Below are 17,867 nucleotides of genomic sequence, written 5' to 3' on the forward strand. Positions count from 1 at the left end.
TGATGTCATGCAGAGCTAAATGGAATGAAGCGCAGCATCTTTAGTTTACGTTTAGATTCTTCGCTCTACTCTTAATGACTATTATCCTTTAGAACGTCTGGCATTTTTGCCTGAAAACGTTTCAATCTCGGAATCGATACATTTCTAATGTAACCATTATTTGGGTGAAGTCTTTCATAATTTTGATGGTAATCTTCAGCTACCCAAAACTTTTGAAATGGATACACTTCTGCGGCAATCTCAGCATCGAGTTGTTTCGCCAGAGCTGATTTTTTCTCCTCAATGATTTTCTTTTGCGTATCATTTTGATAAAAAATTATAGATCGATATTGCGATCCACGATCTGGTCCTTGACCGTTAACCTGTGTTGGATTTTGGGAAGCAAAATACACGTCAACTAAGGTTGCAAAACTTACCACATTCGGATCGTAAATAACTTCGACAGCTTCTGCATGACCAGTTCTTCCTGTATTGCTTAAATCGTATGTAGGATTGTCTGTAAATCCACCAGAATAACCACTAATGACTTCATCAACACCTTTTACACTTTCATAAATAGCTTCTACGCACCAGAAGCACCCACTGGCAAAATAGGCTTTGGCTTTTCCGTTTTTTAGAGGAACTTCAATAGGTTTTGCATTAATAACAGCTTGTTGCTCCTTACTCACTTGCGCCATGTTTTGACAACTGAATAATAAGGTAATGGCTAATGTGGTTAAAATTGTTTTCATTTTCATGTTTAGGTTTTCTTTTTCTTTAAGTCGATAAAAGATAAGAAACCTTAATGCGAAGTTTGTGAAAGTTTTATTAAAATAAAAAAGCCTTCAATAGATGAAGGCTTTTTAAAAACGTATTTAAGGTTTACTAAGAAAGTTTAGCAAACATTTTTTCCATTTTTTCTTTTTCTTCCTGAGCTAATTCAGCATCAACAAGAATTCTTCCACTATGTTCGTCTGTAATTACTTTTTTACGTGACGCAATTTCAACTTGAATTTGTGGTGGAATTGTAAAAAATGATCCTCCCGAAGCACCTCTTTCGATGGCAACAACTGCTAATCCATTTTTTACGTTATTTCTAATTCGTAAGTAAGCGTTTACCAATCGATCATCTAATTTCTTTTGGAAATCTTCAGATTTTTTTAATAAAGCATCCTCTTCTTTTTGAGTTTCAGCTAAAATTTCGTTTAACTCACCTCTTTTGTGCTTGAGGTGTGTTTGACGACTTTTAAGTTTGTCTTTCGTTTCAGCAATGACTTCTTTCTTTTGTTCGATTTGAACTTTAAATTCTTTAATGTGCTTTTCAGCCAATTGAATTTCTAATTCTTGAAATTCAACTTCTTTAGTTAAAGAGTTATATTCTCTGTTATTTCTAACATTTTTTTGCTGTTCAGAATACTTTTTGATGAGTGCTTTCGCTTCTTCAATAAGATTTTTCTTTCCTTTGATTTGATCATCAATAAGCTCTAGATTAGTACTTAGTTTCTCTAGTCTAGTGTTTAAACCTTCAACTTCATCTTCTAAATCTTGAACCTCTAAAGGGAGTTCTCCTCTTAGGTTTCTAATTTCATCTACTCTAGAGTCGATTAATTGTAAATCATACAATGCTCTTAATCTATCTTCAACAGATGTTTCAGCTTTTTTTGCCATAATTATAAATACTTTACCGGATTTGTATTCGTCGTTGATAAAACGACTGCAAAATTAGTAATTTTTTTCGAGAGATAGTCAACTAAAAAGTTTTTTGTGAACTGTTCGCTTTCATAATGTCCAATGTCAGCCAATATAATGTCGTTTTCTGCTGAAAAGAAATCGTGATATTTTAAATCTGAAGTAATTAAAACATCAGCTCCAGCACCTTTAGCTGCTGAGATCGCGAAACTTCCGGAGCCACCTAACACGGCAACTTTAGATATGTTTTTTTTGATGAGCTTTGAATGTCTGATACAGGCGACATTCATTTTTTCTTTTACAAACTGAAGAAATGCTTCCGTTTTTTGATGAGTTTCGAGCTCACCAACCATGCCGATACCAATATTCTGGTTATAATTATCTAGTGTGGTGACTTCAAAAGCAACTTCTTCATAAGGATGATGCTCAAAAAGGACATTTAAAAGTCGAGACTCCACATGTTTGCTGAATGTCACTGAAATTTGAGTTTCAGGTTCTTCGTGTAATTCGCCTTTTTTGCCCACTTTCGGATTTGAAGACTCATTGCCTCGATACGTGCCTTTTCCTTCAGTATTAAAACTGCAACTATCGTAATTGCCAATGTTTCCTGCTCCAGCTTTAAATAATTCAGATCTTAAAGCATTTGCATTTTTTGTCGGAACATAAGTGGTCAGTTTTTTTATGGTACCTTTTTGTGGTATTAAAATCTTCTTATTTTTTAGTCCTAGAGTATTGCAAATAATATCATTAACGCCTTTTAGCGCATTGTCTAAAGCCGTATGAATGGCATAAATAGCGATATCATTTTTAATGGCTTTTAAAACGGTTCTTTCAACATAAGACTTACCCGTTATTGTTTTTAAACCTTTGAAAATAATAGGATGAAAACTCACAATTAGATTACAGTTTTTTGCGATCGCTTCATCAACAACCGCTTCTAAAGTATCTAAAGTCACTAATATACCTGTAACAGGTGCTTGTTGATCTCCAACCAGAAGTCCGACATTATCAAAGTCTTCTGCATAATTAAGAGGAGCTAAATCTTCTAAATAGTTGATGACATCTTTTACGATCATATTTGTGAATTTGTTTCAAATATAAAATTTTATAGTCATTTGATATGATTATCTTAGCAATTGATTTTGCAAAAATGAAGCTAGTTCGATACTTATTATTACCTGTTGTGCCCATATATTATTTGGTAACCTGGTTGCGCAATATGTTTTATGATTTAGGTTGGAAGTCTTCAACCTCTTATCAAATTCCGATTATTTGTGTTGGAAATTTAAGTGTTGGAGGAACAGGGAAAACGCCAACTATAGAATATCTTATCAGAGTTCTAAGTCAAGATTTTAAAGTTGCAACATTAAGTCGAGGCTATAAGCGAGAATCTTCCGGATTTATTATTGCTGATGAAAAAGCAACTGTGCGTTCAATAGGTGATGAGCCCTTTCAGTTTTATAATAAGTTTAAAGAAGTGACTGTTGCTGTAGATTCTAACAGACGACGTGGTATTTCCAATTTGATTGATAAAAAGCAACCAGATATTATTTTGCTCGATGATGCCTTTCAGCATAGAAAGGTAAAGGCTGGATTTAATATTTTATTGACAGCTTATGACAAGCTTTATTGTGATGATATGGTTTTGCCTACTGGTGATTTAAGAGAGCCAAAAACTGGTGCTAAGCGTGCTAATGTAATTGTGGTGACCAAATGTCCTGAATCGCTTTCTGAAGCCGAAAAGGCTATAATTAAGAAGCGATTAAAACCATTGCCAAACCAAGATGTGTTTTTTAGTTCTATTGAGTATTCTCAACGTATTTTGAATGAAAAAAAAGATTTAGGTTTAAACGAATTGAAAGATGATACATTTACCTTAGTGACTGGAATTGCAAATCCGAAGCCATTAAAAAAATACCTGAAGCATAAAGGATTGAAGTTTGAGCATTTAAATTTTAAGGATCATCATAATTTTACAGATGATGAGATTCTAAGTCTGAAAAAGAAGAATAGAATATTAACTACAGAAAAAGATTATGTCAGGTTATTACCTTATTTTAAAGATAGTGATGCTTTATTTTATATGCCTATTGAATTTAAAATAGAGCACTCAAAATTATTTGAAGAAGCACTTGCTTCGTTTTTGAAAACGTAATTATACTGATGGTGTTGTTTTTTCATTTTCAGAAAGCACCTCATATAATTTCTTCTCGAAATCTTCTTGTTTGAAAGGCTTAGAAATGATGTCATCAAATCCGGCTTCATCAAATTCATGCATTTTGTCTTCTAAAGTTACCGCAGTAAGTGCAAAAATAGTCAGTTCTTTGTCGAATGTCCTAATGATTTTAGTAGCTTCTAATCCGCTAATTCCTGGCATATGAATATCCATGAGTACAACGTCATAGTTGTTTTCTCTCACTTTTTCAACTGCTGCTTCACCATTGTCTACGATTTCACACTCAAGTCCCATCTTATTCAAGATTTTCTTGGTAATCATTTGATTAATCTTGTTGTCTTCAACAATCAAAATCTTAATGTTGCTAATGTCCAATTTGCTAATGTTTTTAGAGTAGTCTTCTTTAATAATTTCAACTTCTTCTGGAGCGTAGGTTAATGGTATTTCGAAAAAGAAAGTTGTTCCTTTTCCGAGTTCACTTTTGAGGTAAATTTTTCCTTTTAATATTTCAATTAATCCTTTTACAATAGAGAGGCCAAGTCCTGTACCTCCATATTTTCTGTTAATCTGAATAGAGCCTTGGGAGAAGCTCTCAAACATATTGTCTTGTTTCTCTTTGGAGATTCCAATACCATTATCTTCAATTTCAAATCGAAGGATATGATCGTCTCCATTTTGAGAAATACTATATACACGTACCCAAATATCACCATCTTTGGTAAACTTGATGGAGTTACCAATAAGGTTGATTAATATTTGAGATATTTTTAAATTATCACCAATAAACGTGTGTGGCAAGTCTTTTTGATATTCGTAATGCATGATAACATTGTTATCTAATGCCGAATTGTTTAAAGCAGACACTACGTTTTCAACTTTCATTTTTAAGTTAAACTGCACTGGGTCAAGTTCAACTTTATTCGCTTCAATCTTGTTGATTTGAAGAATGTCATTAATGAATGTTAATAAATAATCACCTGAAAACTTTAAAGACTTTAAATGTGGTATCTGATGTTCTTTTGGGTCTTCATCTAAAAGCATATTGGTTAATCCAGTAACAGCATACAGAGGAGTTCTTAACTCATGAGTTACCGTAGAAAGGAAGTTGGCTTTTGTTTTTGATGCTTGTTCTGCTTTACGCATGGCTTCAATAAGATCATCATTTTTTTCATGCAGCATGTTATTAGACTTCAGTCGAATATTATTGTTTTTATAAAGCGCTAATGTTAGCAACGATAAGATAGTAATTAAGGCAATACTGAGTATTGTAGTGATTTTAGCCAAGCTACTTTCGGATTCTTGTTCTTCAATTATTGTTTTCAATTTTTCATAATCAGCAGCATTATAAGCATCGATATATTGTACTCTTTTCTCTGGCGTTAAATTTTCTCTTTTGATATTTAGAATAGAGTCAGATAAATGCACGTGCTTTGCTAAATAGTCGTGAGCTAATTTGTAGTCAGCCTCATTTTCATAAATATTACTAAGCGTCAGATAGGCTTCATTGGTGTTTTCAATAAATCCGTTAGCATCAGCGATTTCTAATCCTTCTTGAGTCATTGAAATCGCTAACTTGTTATTGCCTAGTTTGTCAATAGTTTTTCCACTATAAATAAGAGCATTTGATAAAATATTATTTTGATCATATTTTTTTGCTAATACGATGGTACGTTCAAGCAATGATTTAGCAGTTTTATAATCTTTGATTGCAAGATTTACTTTAGCTTCGTTAAGAGTGACTTCAGGAATAAAGCGCTCTAGATCTTCCTCTTCAAATTTTGTTTTTGCAGAATTAAAATAATCTAATGCTGTTTGGTATTCTTTTTTACTTGCATGAAGTGCGCCTCTAATATTATAGGTCATGGCCAGGTTACCATAATCATTGATTTCGCGCTGAATTTCAGCCGCTTTTGTCAATGAAACTAGAGCATTTTCATGTTCATTAACCGTAAATTGAAGCTTGGCAATTTTAGTATAGATTTCGCCTTCACTTTTTCTATCACTAATTTTTTGAGCTATTGTGAGTGCTTTTTCAAGATTATCTTTGGCATTAAAATAGTCACCTCTCTCATTATCGAAATTGGATTGAGTCACTAGGTTTTCAATGCGCATTTTTAATATATCAATGTCTTCTTCTGAATCTTCCTGAGCAGAAACAAACATTGATAAAGTGATTAAAAAAGCTAATATGTAATATTTAATTTGGGACATATTTTTGCCACTTTATTTGGACAAATATAATTATTTATTCGATAAACGTACTAATTTCATCGATAAATTGCAAATTAAATCTAAAATTCTTGTAGCATAAGCAGTTTCATTATCATACCAACCCACGATTTTTATCATGTTTCCAATCACAGAAGTCATCTGAGAATCAAATATGCACGAATGCGGATTTCCAACAATATCTATAGATACTATAGGGTCTTCAGTGTATTCAAGTATATGTTTTAAGTGCGTTTGAGAAGCGCTTTTAAAAGCAGCATTAATTTCTTCGATAGTGACTGTGCGTTTAACATTGAAGGTTATGTCGGTTAAAGAGCCATTAGCAACTGGAACTCGAATTCCACAGCCACCAATAACATCTGATAAATTTGGAAATATCTTAGTTAAGGCTTTTGCAGCACCAGTCGTTGTAGGCACAATAGATTGACCTGCCGCTCGAGCGCGTCGTAAGTCCTTATGAGGTTGATCGTGTAAACTTTGATCTGTGGTATAGGAATGAACTGTTGTAATATACGCTTGTTTTACACCGCAAAGTTTATCAATAACAGCAATCATTGGAGCTGCATTGTTGGTGGTACACGAGGCATTGGAAATAATCTTTTCATTTCCTATAATCTCATCATCATTAACACCTAAAACCACAGTTTTGATGTCATCTCCAATTGGAGGTACAGAGAGTATAACTTGTCTTGCACCATTTGTAATATGGTATTCTAATTCTGACGAGGACTTGAACTTTCCACTAGATTCAATGACGTAATCAATATGAAACGGAGTCCAGTCAATATCTTTAGGATGATTATAGTTTAAAAGAGGAATAGATCTGCCATCAATTACAATTGTACCTTCTGAATATGAAGTCTCATGTTTTGACACGCCATGAATACTATCGTATTTAAGTAAATGGCTAAGTGTTCTAGCATCTGCAAGGTCATTAATGGCTACCACCTGAATATCTTCTCGATCTTGGATGAGTCTAAAAACGCGTCTTCCAATACGACCAAAACCATTAATTGCAATGTTAATCATCTAGTTGATGTGTTTTTGCGCTTTATATGACGATCTTACTAAGGCACTACTTTCAACATGACGAAAGCCTAAATCTAGTCCTATCGCTTTGTACTCGTCAAATTGTTCAGGAGTGATAAATTGTTTTACAGGTAAGTGCTTTTTACTAGGTTGAAGATATTGACCAATAGTTACAACATCGACATCATTCGCTCTTAAATCATGAAGTGTTCCGATGACTTCCTCACGAGTTTCGCCTAAACCTAACATGATACCAGATTTAGTACGACGCTGACCTTGTTGTTTTAAATATTTAAGCACGTGCATGCTACGATCGTATTTTGCTTGAATACGAACTTCTCTAGTCAATCGTCTTACAGTTTCAATATTATGCGATACGACTTCTGGCGCAACATCAATAATTCTGTCAATATGTTGTTCTAAACCTTGAAAATCTGGAATAAGTGTTTCTAAAGTAGTGTCAGGATTCATACGTCTAACAGCTTTTACCGTTTCGCTCCACATAATACTTCCCATATCTTTCAGGTCGTCTCTATCGACACTCGTTAAAACAGCATGTTTGATACTCATGATTTTTATGGAACGTGCCACTTTTTCTGGCTCGTCCCAATCTAGAGTTTCTGGTCGTCCAGTTTTTACACCACAAAACCCACAAGATCTCGTACATACATTTCCTAAAATCATGAATGTTGCAGTACCTTCTCCCCAACATTCACCCATATTTGGGCAACTACCAGATGTGCAAATGGTATTCAATTTGTACTTGTCAACAAGTCCTCTTAATTCGGTGTATTTTTTACCCGTTGGAAGTTTAACACGAAGCCATTTTGGTTTTGGCTGACGTTCGGTGGTTGTATTTGAAACTACTTGTGTATTCATTCTTGAAAATTTCAATTACAAAGATACAAAGTATTCTTTTAAATAAATCTTAATATATGAGATACCAAATGCTAAAGCTTACCAAGAATACAATTCCAAAAACACTTAACAAATGCAACACTTTTGTTGGTCTCCATGCTTTTGGAGTGTGTTGGCTAGAGATTAGTACATAGTTAATTATTGCATAAAAAGGCGCTGTTAAAAACGAAAGTATTGTCGCCACTTTTATTAATAATCCCATTTCTGAAGCGAAGAAAAAGAAAATGATAATGGTACCAATAGTTAAAATGAGAATCCAAAATAAGTACCCATTTTTTAAAATATGACCAAGGAGTAATTGTGTCGTTTTTGCCATAGCTCTTGGTGACGCATCTAATGTGGTTAAAGTTGTGCTAAACATGGTTGTAAAAGCCGCTATGCCAATAAATACATAAGCCCATTTGCCTAAATTTTTTGTGTACATATCTAACAGTTGATTGGCAAATGCTCCTGCTGAAGGACTAAACGTTTCTCCACTTTCAAACATGACCAAAGCACCTAAAGCTAAAAATGCGACACCTAAGATGATTGTGCCAATATATCCGACATTAAAATCGAATATTGCAGATTTAGGAGAAAATTTTCCTGATGATTTCTCTTTTTCGAGCGTCCATAGCGAATGCCATACAGATATGTCTAAAGGTGCTGGCATCCAACCCATAAAAGCAATTAAAAAAGCAATCTCTATACTGTCACCTGGAAGTATTTGTTGAAATGAAATGGCTTGTGTTTTATTTCCTAAAGCAAAACAAACCGCAGTTATTGTGCTTAGAGTGAGTGTTATAATAATTAGTTTTATGAGTTTGTCAAGAAGTTTATACTTTCCAACAAGTAATACTAGAAGACAGATAGCTAATATAATTACGGTCCAGATTTCAATACTGAAAATATCTCCGAATAAAGAGGTCGCAATTCCCGCAGTGACTATAGTTACAGCTGTTTGAATGGTAAACATTGTTGCAAAAGTGAGGATGAAATAGGCAATTAATACCGGTTTTCCAAGTTTTTTATAACCATCTAGGAGTGATTCTCCAGTTGCTGATGCATATCGAGGTCCAAACTGGAAAAAAGGATATTTAAAAAGGTTAACTAAAAGTAAAGCCCAAAGTAAGCCGAAACCAAAATCTGCTCCTGCTCTTGTAGATTGAACTAAGTGTGAAACTCCGATAGCTGCACCAGCAAATAATAATCCTGGACCTATTTTTTTGAGAGTAATCTTCACGTTTTGCTATTTCTTCTTTATAATCTCAGCTAATAATTTTTTGGCTCGAAGTAATTTAACCTTGACATTATTCATAGGTTCATCAAGTTGTTGAGAGATGTCTTTATAACTTAGTTCTTGAAAATATCTTAAATTGATTACCTCCTGATAATGTGGTTTCAACTTTTTAATATCGCGAAGTAATTTAGCAAGATTTTGCTCTGTAATTAGTTTGTCCTCAGGTGAAGGAGATTCATCAATAATGGCGTGAAAGTCATCATCTTCATCACTATTCGACGTATGGGCAACTGAGGATTTACGTTTTCGTAGTAAATCAATATGAATATTTTTCGAAATGGTAATTAGCCAGGTTTTAAACTCAAACTTTTCATCGTAAGTATGTATTTTATCGAATGCTTTTGAAAACGTTTGAATAGTTATGTCTTCAGCATCATTTTCATTTTCAGTACGTTTTAATTGAAATCCGTAAACGCTATTCCAAAACGTATCCAGTAAAAAATTAAATGCGATTTGGTCGTTGGCTTTTGCTCTTTCAATGGCTTCTTTTACTTCCAATACTCCGGTTTTGATATCATATTTTTTATAAATATAAAGAATTGAAAGGCAATTAAAAATAACTCAAGTACAGGACTAAGAAAAGGGAGGTCATTTTCATCGAGTTTTTTCGACGCCAAAAAGAGGTTTATGAGTTGAATTATAAATCTTAAAACAATCAAGCTTAAAACCAGTTTCCATTGAAACATAAAACTCATTAACACGATTGCTAATAACCAAAATAGTAACTGAGAGCAATAGAAACTTGCTAAAAAAATCTTATGTCTAAGCTTATAATAATTTGCAGTACTGATATGTCTTCGTTTTTGTAATGTCCAATCTTTTATTGATTGTTTAGGAATCGATTCAGTAAAACTTTCTTTAGAAATACATATTGTCGTATTTGAAGCAGTGGCTGTTTGATTAATAAATAAATCATCATCACCAGATTTTAAATGCATATGTTGCATAAAGCCGTTAGCTTCAAAAAATTGTTCTTTTCTATAGGCTAAATTTCTTCCTACAGCCATGTATGGTTGCCCTAGTGATGCGTAAGATAAATATTGAATAGCTGTTAAAAAGGTTTCATAACGTATCAATTTATTTAAGAATGAACCTTTCACTTTTTTATAAGCACCATAGCCCAATACGATAGTTTTTTCATTAGTAAAATGCGAGTTCATTTCTTGAATCCAATACCGAGAACGTGGTTTACAATCTGCATCGGTAAATAATAGGAAATTGTGAGTCGCTGCTTTAATGCCAAGAGTTAATGCGTATTTTTTATTGCCCCAAAATTTTTCAATGGGCTTAACATTGACGATTTTAATATTTCTGTGTTTTTCTTTGAAGTGTTCTAAAACCTCTAAAGTATCATCTTTTGAATTGTCATTGATAAGAATAACTTCAAAATCAGAATACGCTTGGTCCATTATTAATGGTAAAAAGGTTCTGAGGTTGTCAGCTTCATTTTTTGCACAGATTATAACTGAAACTGAAATATTTTTTTGATGAGGTGTAACAGATTGGTGTCTCGGTAAGCTGTTGAAAATGATTCCGTAAAAAACAAGTTGTATACCTACAGTAACGATAAATACGTAGAATGCTATTTCTAAGATAATCATTAAAGATTAAGAATGTTGTGATTCGTTGCAATTTTCGAATTGGTCAGGTGTTTTACCACAAAACCCACAAGCTTCACCTTCTTGATTGAGCATAGGGTTTTGGCTTGCACATGTGCCTGCAAACTTGCCGTCTTTTTTTGCCCAGATTTTAATGGCAATACCAGCTACACCTAAACTTAAGAGTATTAATGTTATGATAATGAGTTTCATAAACGAAGGTTAAAAATTTGAAGACAAAGATACAATTTTTCAGATGTTTTATCGAATAAATAGAATGGATAGTCTTGTTGTGGTTTGAATATTAGTGATCTAGTGACTTTTTAACAATTTTAGTGTCTTATTAATAATTATCATAAATTTAAATTCACTAACTAATACTTTTTATCACTTATGAAAAAATTATTCGCAGAGTTCTTCGGAACATTTTGGCTTGTTTTTGGAGGATGTGGTAGCGCTATTTTTGCCGCTGCATTTCCAGAATTAGGAATTGGTTTTGTTGGCGTTTCGCTAGCTTTTGGTCTTACAGTGTTAACAATGGCTTATGCTGTAGGACATGTGTCAGGAGCACATTTTAATCCGGCAGTTTCACTTGGTTTGTGGGCTGGAGGCAAGTTTCCTGCAAAAGATCTTGTAGGATATATTATAGCCCAAGTTGTTGGAGCTATAGCTGCTGCTGCTGTTTTGTACATTATTGTTTCAGGTAAAGCTGATTTTGTGGATATAGGTAGCTTCGCAGCCAATGGTTACGACGAATTATCTCCAGGAGGTTTTAGCATGATGTCTGTATTAATTGCTGAATTTGTACTCACGATGTTTTTTCTATTGGTTATTTTGGGAAGTACTTATCCAAAAGCACCAAAAGGTTTTGCAGGAATTGCCATTGGTTTGGCACTGACCCTCATACATTTAATTAGTATTCCCATTTCTAACACATCAGTTAATCCAGCACGATCTACAAGTCAGGCATTGTTTGCAGGAGGAGAATTTACGGCTCAATTGTGGTTGTTTTGGTTAGCGCCAATTGCTGGTGCCATAGTTGCAGGATTTATACATAAGGCGTTATTTGATAAAGAATAGATACTATCATTCTTAGAACTAATAAAGAAAGCCACTTTTGACTCATTCAAAAGTGGCTTTCAATTTTAAAAACTAGTGGCTATTAATTATTTCGTTTATTGTTTAAATCTATTTCTGCAACTGCACTGTCAGCTTCAGTTCTGTTTAAACGATCTTTATCTTGAATTGTAATACTTAATGCTAAAGCGTCTTTAACATAGGGTACAGATTGTAACTGTCTTTGTGATGCATCTAATATTCCAAGGTTAATCATTCTATCTTGCATTTCAGCCCATAGTTGATAAGTTTGATCTTCAGGTAATTGTGGTAAAGATACTACATCAATCATAGACGTTTCGTCTACAGGATTAATGTAAGCTACTGTTTTCAAATCTTTAGCACGATCATTTCCTCTAAACACATATTTTTCGGTTTCAGGATTATTGAGTTTCATAAACTCATGCATCAAATTGTCGAGTCTTTTATTATTTTCTTCTATATCACTTCTTAAGTCAAAAATTTCTTCAACCACAACTTGATTCTCTTTTAATAAGTCTAAATTTTGTTGTGTTTTTAAGTAATATCCACCAGCAAAAAGTAAAGCAACAACGCTAGCAGCAATACTATACCATGGAGTTTTACGTTGTTTATTAACTAATTGAATCACAGGGGTTGTATTGTCTTCAATGTCATCTAAAATTGCATCTAAAATAGATTCAGGCGCTTCAACAGCACTGGCTTTAGCGATAATCTCAAGGTTATCTTGTAACCTTTTGTATTCACTTTCCACTTCTGGATAGGTGTCAATAAAATGTTCTACTTTCAGGCGTTCTGAAGCAGAAGTTTCATCTAGTATGTACTTATCAAGTAAACCAGACTGAAAAAAAGTATGTAGTTTTTTTTCCATATATCATAAATTTAAGGATCATAAACTTTTTTTAGTTCTCGTAATCCTATTTTTAATCTAGACTTAATTGTACCTAACGGAATGTCTAATTCGTCGCTTGCTTCTTGTTGCGTCATCCCTTCAAAAAATAGGGCTTTCAACACGATTTGGTACTTTTCATCTAACCTTGCCACATGCTCTTTTAAATCGAGTACATCTTGATTTAAATTTGCTGTTGGTAAGATATATACGTTTGATTTATCAATTTGGACTTCCTTATCGAATCGATTGTTGAAACTTCTTAATTTATCAATGGCTGTATTCTTTGCAATACGATATAACCAAGTAAATAATTTTGCTTTTTTGGAATCGTATTTTTTTGCGTTTTTCCAAACTTTTACAAAGGTTTCCTGTAAGGCATCTTGAGCTATTTCTTCATTTACAGTAACTTTCAATATGACACCATATAAACTATCTGAATAATTTTCATAGAGAAGACTAATGGCTCTCTTGTCTCCTCCTTCAAGTAGTTGTACGATTTGTTGTTCTAAAGGTGTGCTCAAAAAAAATTAAATTTTGTAAAAATTGAATTTGAAATGATCCAAATGTCTATTTGTGTTCGTATATATATAAGGTTGGTAAAGTTAATTAAAATTAACAGTACAAAATTAAAATTTATATCTGTAGAAATTAAACTTCTTTCTTAAGAAATTGATTAATAGCTTTTTCAAATTTCTGCAGTAAGACTAAAGCCTCAAATTATTGGGGCTTTTTGTTTATTATATGATGTTTACTTCAGCTTCAATGGTAATATCAAATAGTCGTAAAATGGTGTGTTGTATAAGTTTTGAAAGCTCTAAAATATCATGACCACTAGCTCCACCATAATTCACCAACACCAAAGCTTGTTTTTTGTGGACACCATAATTCCCAAACGATTTGCCTTTAAATCCTGCGGTTTCAATTAACCAGCCTGCAGGAACTTTAACTTCATCTTCTGAAACCACATAATGTGGTACATTTGGAAAATTCTCTTGTAGTTTTACGAAAGCATCTTTACATATCATTGGATTTTTAAAAAAACTCCCGCTATTGCCAATGTCATTGGGATCTGGTAATTTACTTTTTCTAATGGAAATAACTGCTTTGGAAACATCTTGAATCGTCGGTTTCGAAATTTGCATTTGCTCTAATTCGGAAGCTATTGCGCCATAGTTAGTATGAATTACATGGTTGTTTGTGGTTAACTTAAAAACAACACTTAAAATGATGTATTTTCCTTTAGCTTCCTGTTTGAAGATTGAGTTACGGTAGCCGAATTTGCAATCACTATTTTTAAAAGTTTCTATCTCTAACGTATCAAGGTTCAATACATCACAAGAATAAAATGTATCTTTTAATTCAACACCATAAGCGCCGATATTCTGTATCGGACTGGTCCCAACATTTCCAGGAATAAGTGATAAATTTTCTAAACCACCAAAGTTGTTATCTAAAGTCCATAGCACAAATTCATGCCAGTTTTCTCCAGCACTTGCTTTAACAAAAGCATAATCTTCGGTTTGCGAAATGATATGTTTTCCTTTTAAATTTATGTGTAATACAAGCGCTTCAATATCTTTTGTGAGCAACATGTTGCTTCCTCCACCAAGAATGAATTTAGATACTTCACGCCGTTCAGAATAAATAGATTTTAAATCTGTAATTGTGGTAACAGATATAAATTGTTTGGCCTTTACATCAATACCAAAGGTGTTATATGGTTTAAGTGATATGTTATGTTGAATTTGCACTAATCTTTATAAACTTTTAAAGCTTGTTTTAAAATATTTACTGCTTTGATAAGACTGTCTTTGTTTAATACGTATGCAATTCTAATTTGATTTAAACCAACACCAGGAGTGCTGTAAAATCCAGCTGCAGGAGCAACCATGACTGTTTCTCCATTGACATCAAAAGATTCTAACAGCCATTGTGCAAAAGCATCCGAATTTTTAATGGGTAATTGTACGATACAATAAAAAGCACCTTTTGGTTTAGCTACTTGAACACCTTCAATTTTGCTGAGTTCTTCTATGACAACATTTCTTCGTTCTACGTATTCATTGATAACATCATCAAAATAACTTTGTGGTGTATCTAAAGCAGCTTCACTTGCAATTTGAGCAAGGGTTGGCGGACTTAATCTTGCTTGAGCAAATTTTAAAGCCGTTTTGATGACCTCTTTGTTTTTGGATACCAAACAACCAATTCGAGCGCCACACATGCTGTATCGTTTAGAAACAGAATCGATTACTATGGCGTGATTTTCTAAGCCCTTTTCTTGTAAAATAGAATAATGACTAATACCATCATATGCAAATTCTCTATAAACTTCATCAGCTATCAAAAACAAATCATGCTTTTTTACAATCTCTGCTAACTTCCGTATTTCATCCTTTGAATATAAATAACCTGTTGGGTTTCCAGGGTTACAAATAAGAATCGCTTTGGTTTTAGGAGTGATTAATTTTTCAAATTCCTCAATTGGAGGTAAGGCAAAATTGTCTTCAATTTTAGAAATTACCGGAACAACTTTTACACCTGAAGCAGTTGAAAATCCATTATAGTTGGCATAAAATGGTTCAGGAATTATAATTTCATCATCAACGTCTGCTATACTTCCGAATGCAAATAACAAAGCTTCACTTCCTCCAGTAGTTACTATAATGTCATCGTGTTTTACATGAATATCATGTTTTGCATAATAATTTGCAATTTTTTCTCGGTAGCCTTCAGATCCTTCAGAACGTGTGTATGCTAAAATATCTAAAGAGTGAATTTTAACTGCATCTAAAGCTATTTGAGGTGTTTTGATATCGGGTTGACCAATGTTTAAGTGATAAACTGTTTTTCCTTGTTTGTAAGCTTTTTCAGCAAAAGGAACTAACTTTCGAATAGGAGATTCAGGCATTTGTTGCCCTTTTTTTGATATTCTTGGCATGTTAAAATTATTTAAGTGGTAAAGTTCTGAAAATTATCTTAAAGTTTATTTAAAAATTGATGCTAATAAACGGACTTCATCCGAAGATTTGTAAATTGAGTTAATTACAATCCAACTAATGCTAAAAAAAAATCTTTATATACTGTTTTTACTATTTGTTTTAACCTCGTCTTTTTCGCAAACAGATTTTAATTTGCCAAGTTTAGAAAAAGATAAGATAAGATTTGATTTGGTTGGTAATCTTATTCTTCTTCCTGTTGAACTTAATGGTGTTGAGTTATCTTTTGTCTTAGATTCTGGAGTTAGTAAGCCCATTTTGTTTAACCTCGCAAATATTGATTCACTTCAAATAAATAAAGTAGAAACTATTTTATTACGTGGTCTTGGTGGTGGAGATCCTGTGGAAGCGATTAAATCAAAAAATAATTTCTTAAGCATTGGTAATGCCTTAAATGTCAATCAGGATATTTATGTGGTTTTTGATACTTCAATAAATTTTACACCGAGATTAGGAAAGCCAGTTCACGGGATTATTGGCTATGATTTATTCAAAGATTTCATAGTTGAAATTAATTATGCCTCCAAATATATTGTGCTTCATAAACCTGAGCGTTACATCTATAAATCTTGTAAAAAGTGTGAGACTTTTGAGCTGTCTTTTTACAAAAATAAGCCATTTATTACAGGTGAAATAGAAGTCGATTCTAATTTTGTGCCAGTAAAACTTCTCATTGATACAGGTAGCAGTGATGCCTTATGGATTTTTGAAAATGAAGATAAAGGCTTAGTTCCAACTGAAAATATGTATTTTGAAGATTTTTTAGGAAAAGGGCTAAGTGGTAATATCTATGGTAAACGATCTAAAATAGAAAAATTTAAATTGAAGAGTTTTGAACTGAATAATGTCAATACTGCTTTTCCAGATTCAACATCAATTAGTTTTGCTCGTAAGAATACGCATCGAAATGGTAGTATTTCTGGAGAAGTACTGAAGCGATTTAATATGATCGTTGATTATAAAAATAAAAAGTTAACACTTAAGAAAAATAGAAACTTCAATGCCTCATTCTCGTACAATAAAAGTGGAATTATTATCGAGCAGAATGGGGTTGTTTTAATCAAAGAAAGAGAGAAACGTTCTGGATTGGGTTATGATGATAAAACCGATTTTAATATTCATGTTGAAACCATTACCCATTATAAACTTGCTGTAAAGCCAGCTTATACGATTGTCGAAATTCGTAAAAATTCTCCTGCTGAAAAAGTTGGACTATTACGAGGTGATGTTATATTAACAATAAATGGAAAGGATACGCATACTTTAGAACTTCAACATGTAATTGGTTATTTTAAATCTAAAACTGGCAAATTAATTTCTCTAACGGTAGATAGAAATGGTGCAATTATGTCTTTTGATTTTAGATTAGAAGATGTGTTTAAACAAAAAGAACTCCCTTAAAAGAGAGTTCTTTCTTATACATATTTATTAGAGCTATAGTTGTTCCATAACACTTTTGTCTTTTTTCTCTAGTGGATTTTCCTTACTAGAGTCTACGACTAATCCCTTAATTTTAAGAGCTACTGTTGGTGTTTCAGCGTTAGACGTTACTGTAATTGTTTTTCTAATCGGATTTACTCTGTTTGTGTCATACTTTACAGAAATCTCACCAGTTTCACCTGGCATAATTGGTCCGTCTGGTTTTTTTGGAACCGTACAACCACATGTTGACTTCACATTAGAAATAATTAAAGGTGCATTTCCAGTGTTTGTAAATTTAAATACTCTAACACCATCAGAACCTTTTTCAATGGTTCCATAATCAATTACGTCGGTTTCAAATTCTATTTTAGCAACTTTTTCCTGAGCAAAAGAACCTAGGCTTAGTAAACCAACAAATAAAATTAACATTACATTTTTCATCATTTAAATTTTAAATTGATACTATCAAAACTACTTACTTTTTACGATTCTGCAAAATTAATTAGATGTAATACATTAATATTAACAACCTCATTAAGAAATCTGACAATAATATGCCGAC

18 protein-coding genes are annotated in these 17,867 nt (G+C 32.9%); 3 read left to right on the top strand and 15 right to left on the bottom strand.

Going from position 1 to position 17,867, the window contains the following annotated elements:
• Nucleotides 1-71 precede the first annotated feature (71 nt).
• The 3 genes from msrA to TD18_RS03115 form a co-directional block, all read right to left on the bottom strand.
• On the bottom strand, nucleotides 72-731 hold the full coding sequence (gene msrA / locus TD18_RS03105) for a peptide-methionine (S)-S-oxide reductase MsrA (RefSeq protein ID WP_040248755.1): 660 nt from the start codon (nucleotides 729-731) through the stop codon (nucleotides 72-74).
• Between the two features lie 133 nt (nucleotides 732-864).
• Nucleotides 865-1,647: a zinc ribbon domain-containing protein gene (locus TD18_RS03110; protein WP_040248338.1), complete on the bottom strand. Its 783-nt coding sequence runs from the start codon at nucleotides 1,645-1,647 to the stop codon at nucleotides 865-867.
• A 2-nt stretch (nucleotides 1,648-1,649) separates the two neighbouring features.
• Nucleotides 1,650-2,744, bottom strand: coding sequence for a Nif3-like dinuclear metal center hexameric protein (locus tag TD18_RS03115; protein WP_040248340.1), 1,095 nt, complete (start codon nucleotides 2,742-2,744; stop codon nucleotides 1,650-1,652).
• Between the two features lie 44 nt (nucleotides 2,745-2,788).
• Here TD18_RS03115 and lpxK point away from each other — a divergent pair, with 44 nt between their 5' ends.
• Nucleotides 2,789-3,823 carry a tetraacyldisaccharide 4'-kinase gene (gene lpxK / locus TD18_RS03120; protein WP_241480635.1) on the top strand — a complete coding sequence of 345 codons (1,035 nt, stop codon included), beginning with the start codon at nucleotides 2,789-2,791 and terminating at the stop codon, nucleotides 3,821-3,823.
• Here the strand turns inward: lpxK and TD18_RS03125 are convergent, their stop codons facing one another.
• The 7 genes from TD18_RS03125 to TD18_RS03155 are packed head-to-tail and all read right to left on the bottom strand — an operon-like array spanning nucleotide 3,824 to nucleotide 11,110.
• Nucleotides 3,824-6,055 (bottom strand): ATP-binding protein, encoded by a 2,232-nt coding sequence (locus TD18_RS03125; RefSeq protein ID WP_040248342.1) that lies wholly within the window; start codon nucleotides 6,053-6,055, stop codon nucleotides 3,824-3,826.
• Between the two features lie 30 nt (nucleotides 6,056-6,085).
• Nucleotides 6,086-7,102 carry a type I glyceraldehyde-3-phosphate dehydrogenase gene (gene gap / locus TD18_RS03130; RefSeq protein WP_040248344.1) on the bottom strand — a complete coding sequence of 339 codons (1,017 nt, stop codon included), beginning with the start codon at nucleotides 7,100-7,102 and terminating at the stop codon, nucleotides 6,086-6,088.
• Complete coding sequence (gene lipA / locus TD18_RS03135) at nucleotides 7,103-7,981, bottom strand: lipoyl synthase (RefSeq protein WP_040248346.1); 879 nt, start codon at nucleotides 7,979-7,981, stop codon at nucleotides 7,103-7,105.
• Nucleotides 7,982-8,030: 49 nt separating this feature from the next.
• Nucleotides 8,031-9,242: an Nramp family divalent metal transporter gene (locus TD18_RS03140; protein ID WP_040248348.1), complete on the bottom strand. Its 1,212-nt coding sequence runs from the start codon at nucleotides 9,240-9,242 to the stop codon at nucleotides 8,031-8,033.
• Nucleotides 9,243-9,248: 6 nt separating this feature from the next.
• Entirely contained in the window at nucleotides 9,249-9,797 is a 549-nt protein-coding gene (locus TD18_RS03145; protein WP_052461026.1) for an RNA polymerase sigma factor, read from the bottom strand.
• A complete protein-coding gene (locus TD18_RS03150; protein WP_040248352.1) occupies nucleotides 9,788-10,900 on the bottom strand; it encodes a glycosyltransferase in 1,113 nt (370 codons plus the stop codon). The genes TD18_RS03145 and TD18_RS03150 overlap by 10 nt, the downstream gene beginning before the upstream one ends.
• 6 nt (nucleotides 10,901-10,906) lie before the next feature.
• A complete protein-coding gene (locus tag TD18_RS03155; RefSeq protein ID WP_040248354.1) occupies nucleotides 10,907-11,110 on the bottom strand; it encodes a hypothetical protein in 204 nt (67 codons plus the stop codon).
• A gap of 180 nt (nucleotides 11,111-11,290) precedes the next feature.
• On the opposite strand from TD18_RS03155, the gene aqpZ reads away from it, so the two are divergent.
• Nucleotides 11,291-11,977 (top strand): aquaporin Z, encoded by a 687-nt coding sequence (aqpZ, locus tag TD18_RS03160; protein ID WP_040248356.1) that lies wholly within the window; start codon nucleotides 11,291-11,293, stop codon nucleotides 11,975-11,977.
• Nucleotides 11,978-12,059: 82 nt separating this feature from the next.
• Here the strand turns inward: aqpZ and TD18_RS03165 are convergent, their stop codons facing one another.
• From TD18_RS03165 to TD18_RS03180, 4 genes are all read right to left on the bottom strand, one after another.
• The gene (locus TD18_RS03165; RefSeq protein WP_040248358.1) at nucleotides 12,060-12,863 is read right to left on the bottom strand and encodes an anti-sigma factor; all 804 of its coding nucleotides are present in this window, start codon (nucleotides 12,861-12,863) and stop codon (nucleotides 12,060-12,062) included.
• Nucleotides 12,864-12,874: 11 nt separating this feature from the next.
• Nucleotides 12,875-13,405 carry an RNA polymerase sigma factor gene (locus tag TD18_RS03170; RefSeq protein WP_040248361.1) on the bottom strand — a complete coding sequence of 177 codons (531 nt, stop codon included), beginning with the start codon at nucleotides 13,403-13,405 and terminating at the stop codon, nucleotides 12,875-12,877.
• Nucleotides 13,406-13,621: 216 nt separating this feature from the next.
• A complete protein-coding gene (murB, locus tag TD18_RS03175; protein ID WP_040248363.1) occupies nucleotides 13,622-14,635 on the bottom strand; it encodes a UDP-N-acetylmuramate dehydrogenase in 1,014 nt (337 codons plus the stop codon).
• The gene (locus TD18_RS03180) at nucleotides 14,635-15,825 is read right to left on the bottom strand and encodes a pyridoxal phosphate-dependent aminotransferase (RefSeq protein ID WP_040248365.1); all 1,191 of its coding nucleotides are present in this window, start codon (nucleotides 15,823-15,825) and stop codon (nucleotides 14,635-14,637) included. The genes murB and TD18_RS03180 overlap by 1 nt, the downstream gene beginning before the upstream one ends.
• 118 nt (nucleotides 15,826-15,943) lie before the next feature.
• Between TD18_RS03180 and TD18_RS03185 the strand changes: the two genes are divergently transcribed.
• Nucleotides 15,944-17,284: a pepsin/retropepsin-like aspartic protease family protein gene (locus TD18_RS03185; protein WP_040248367.1), complete on the top strand. Its 1,341-nt coding sequence runs from the start codon at nucleotides 15,944-15,946 to the stop codon at nucleotides 17,282-17,284.
• A gap of 33 nt (nucleotides 17,285-17,317) precedes the next feature.
• Here the strand turns inward: TD18_RS03185 and TD18_RS03190 are convergent, their stop codons facing one another.
• Nucleotides 17,318-17,746: a DUF1573 domain-containing protein gene (locus TD18_RS03190; protein ID WP_040248759.1), complete on the bottom strand. Its 429-nt coding sequence runs from the start codon at nucleotides 17,744-17,746 to the stop codon at nucleotides 17,318-17,320.
• Between the last annotated feature and the right edge of the window lie 121 nt (nucleotides 17,747-17,867).

The organism is Psychroserpens mesophilus, assembly GCF_000826645.1.
GTDB lineage: Bacteria > Bacteroidota > Bacteroidia > Flavobacteriales > Flavobacteriaceae > Psychroserpens > Psychroserpens mesophilus.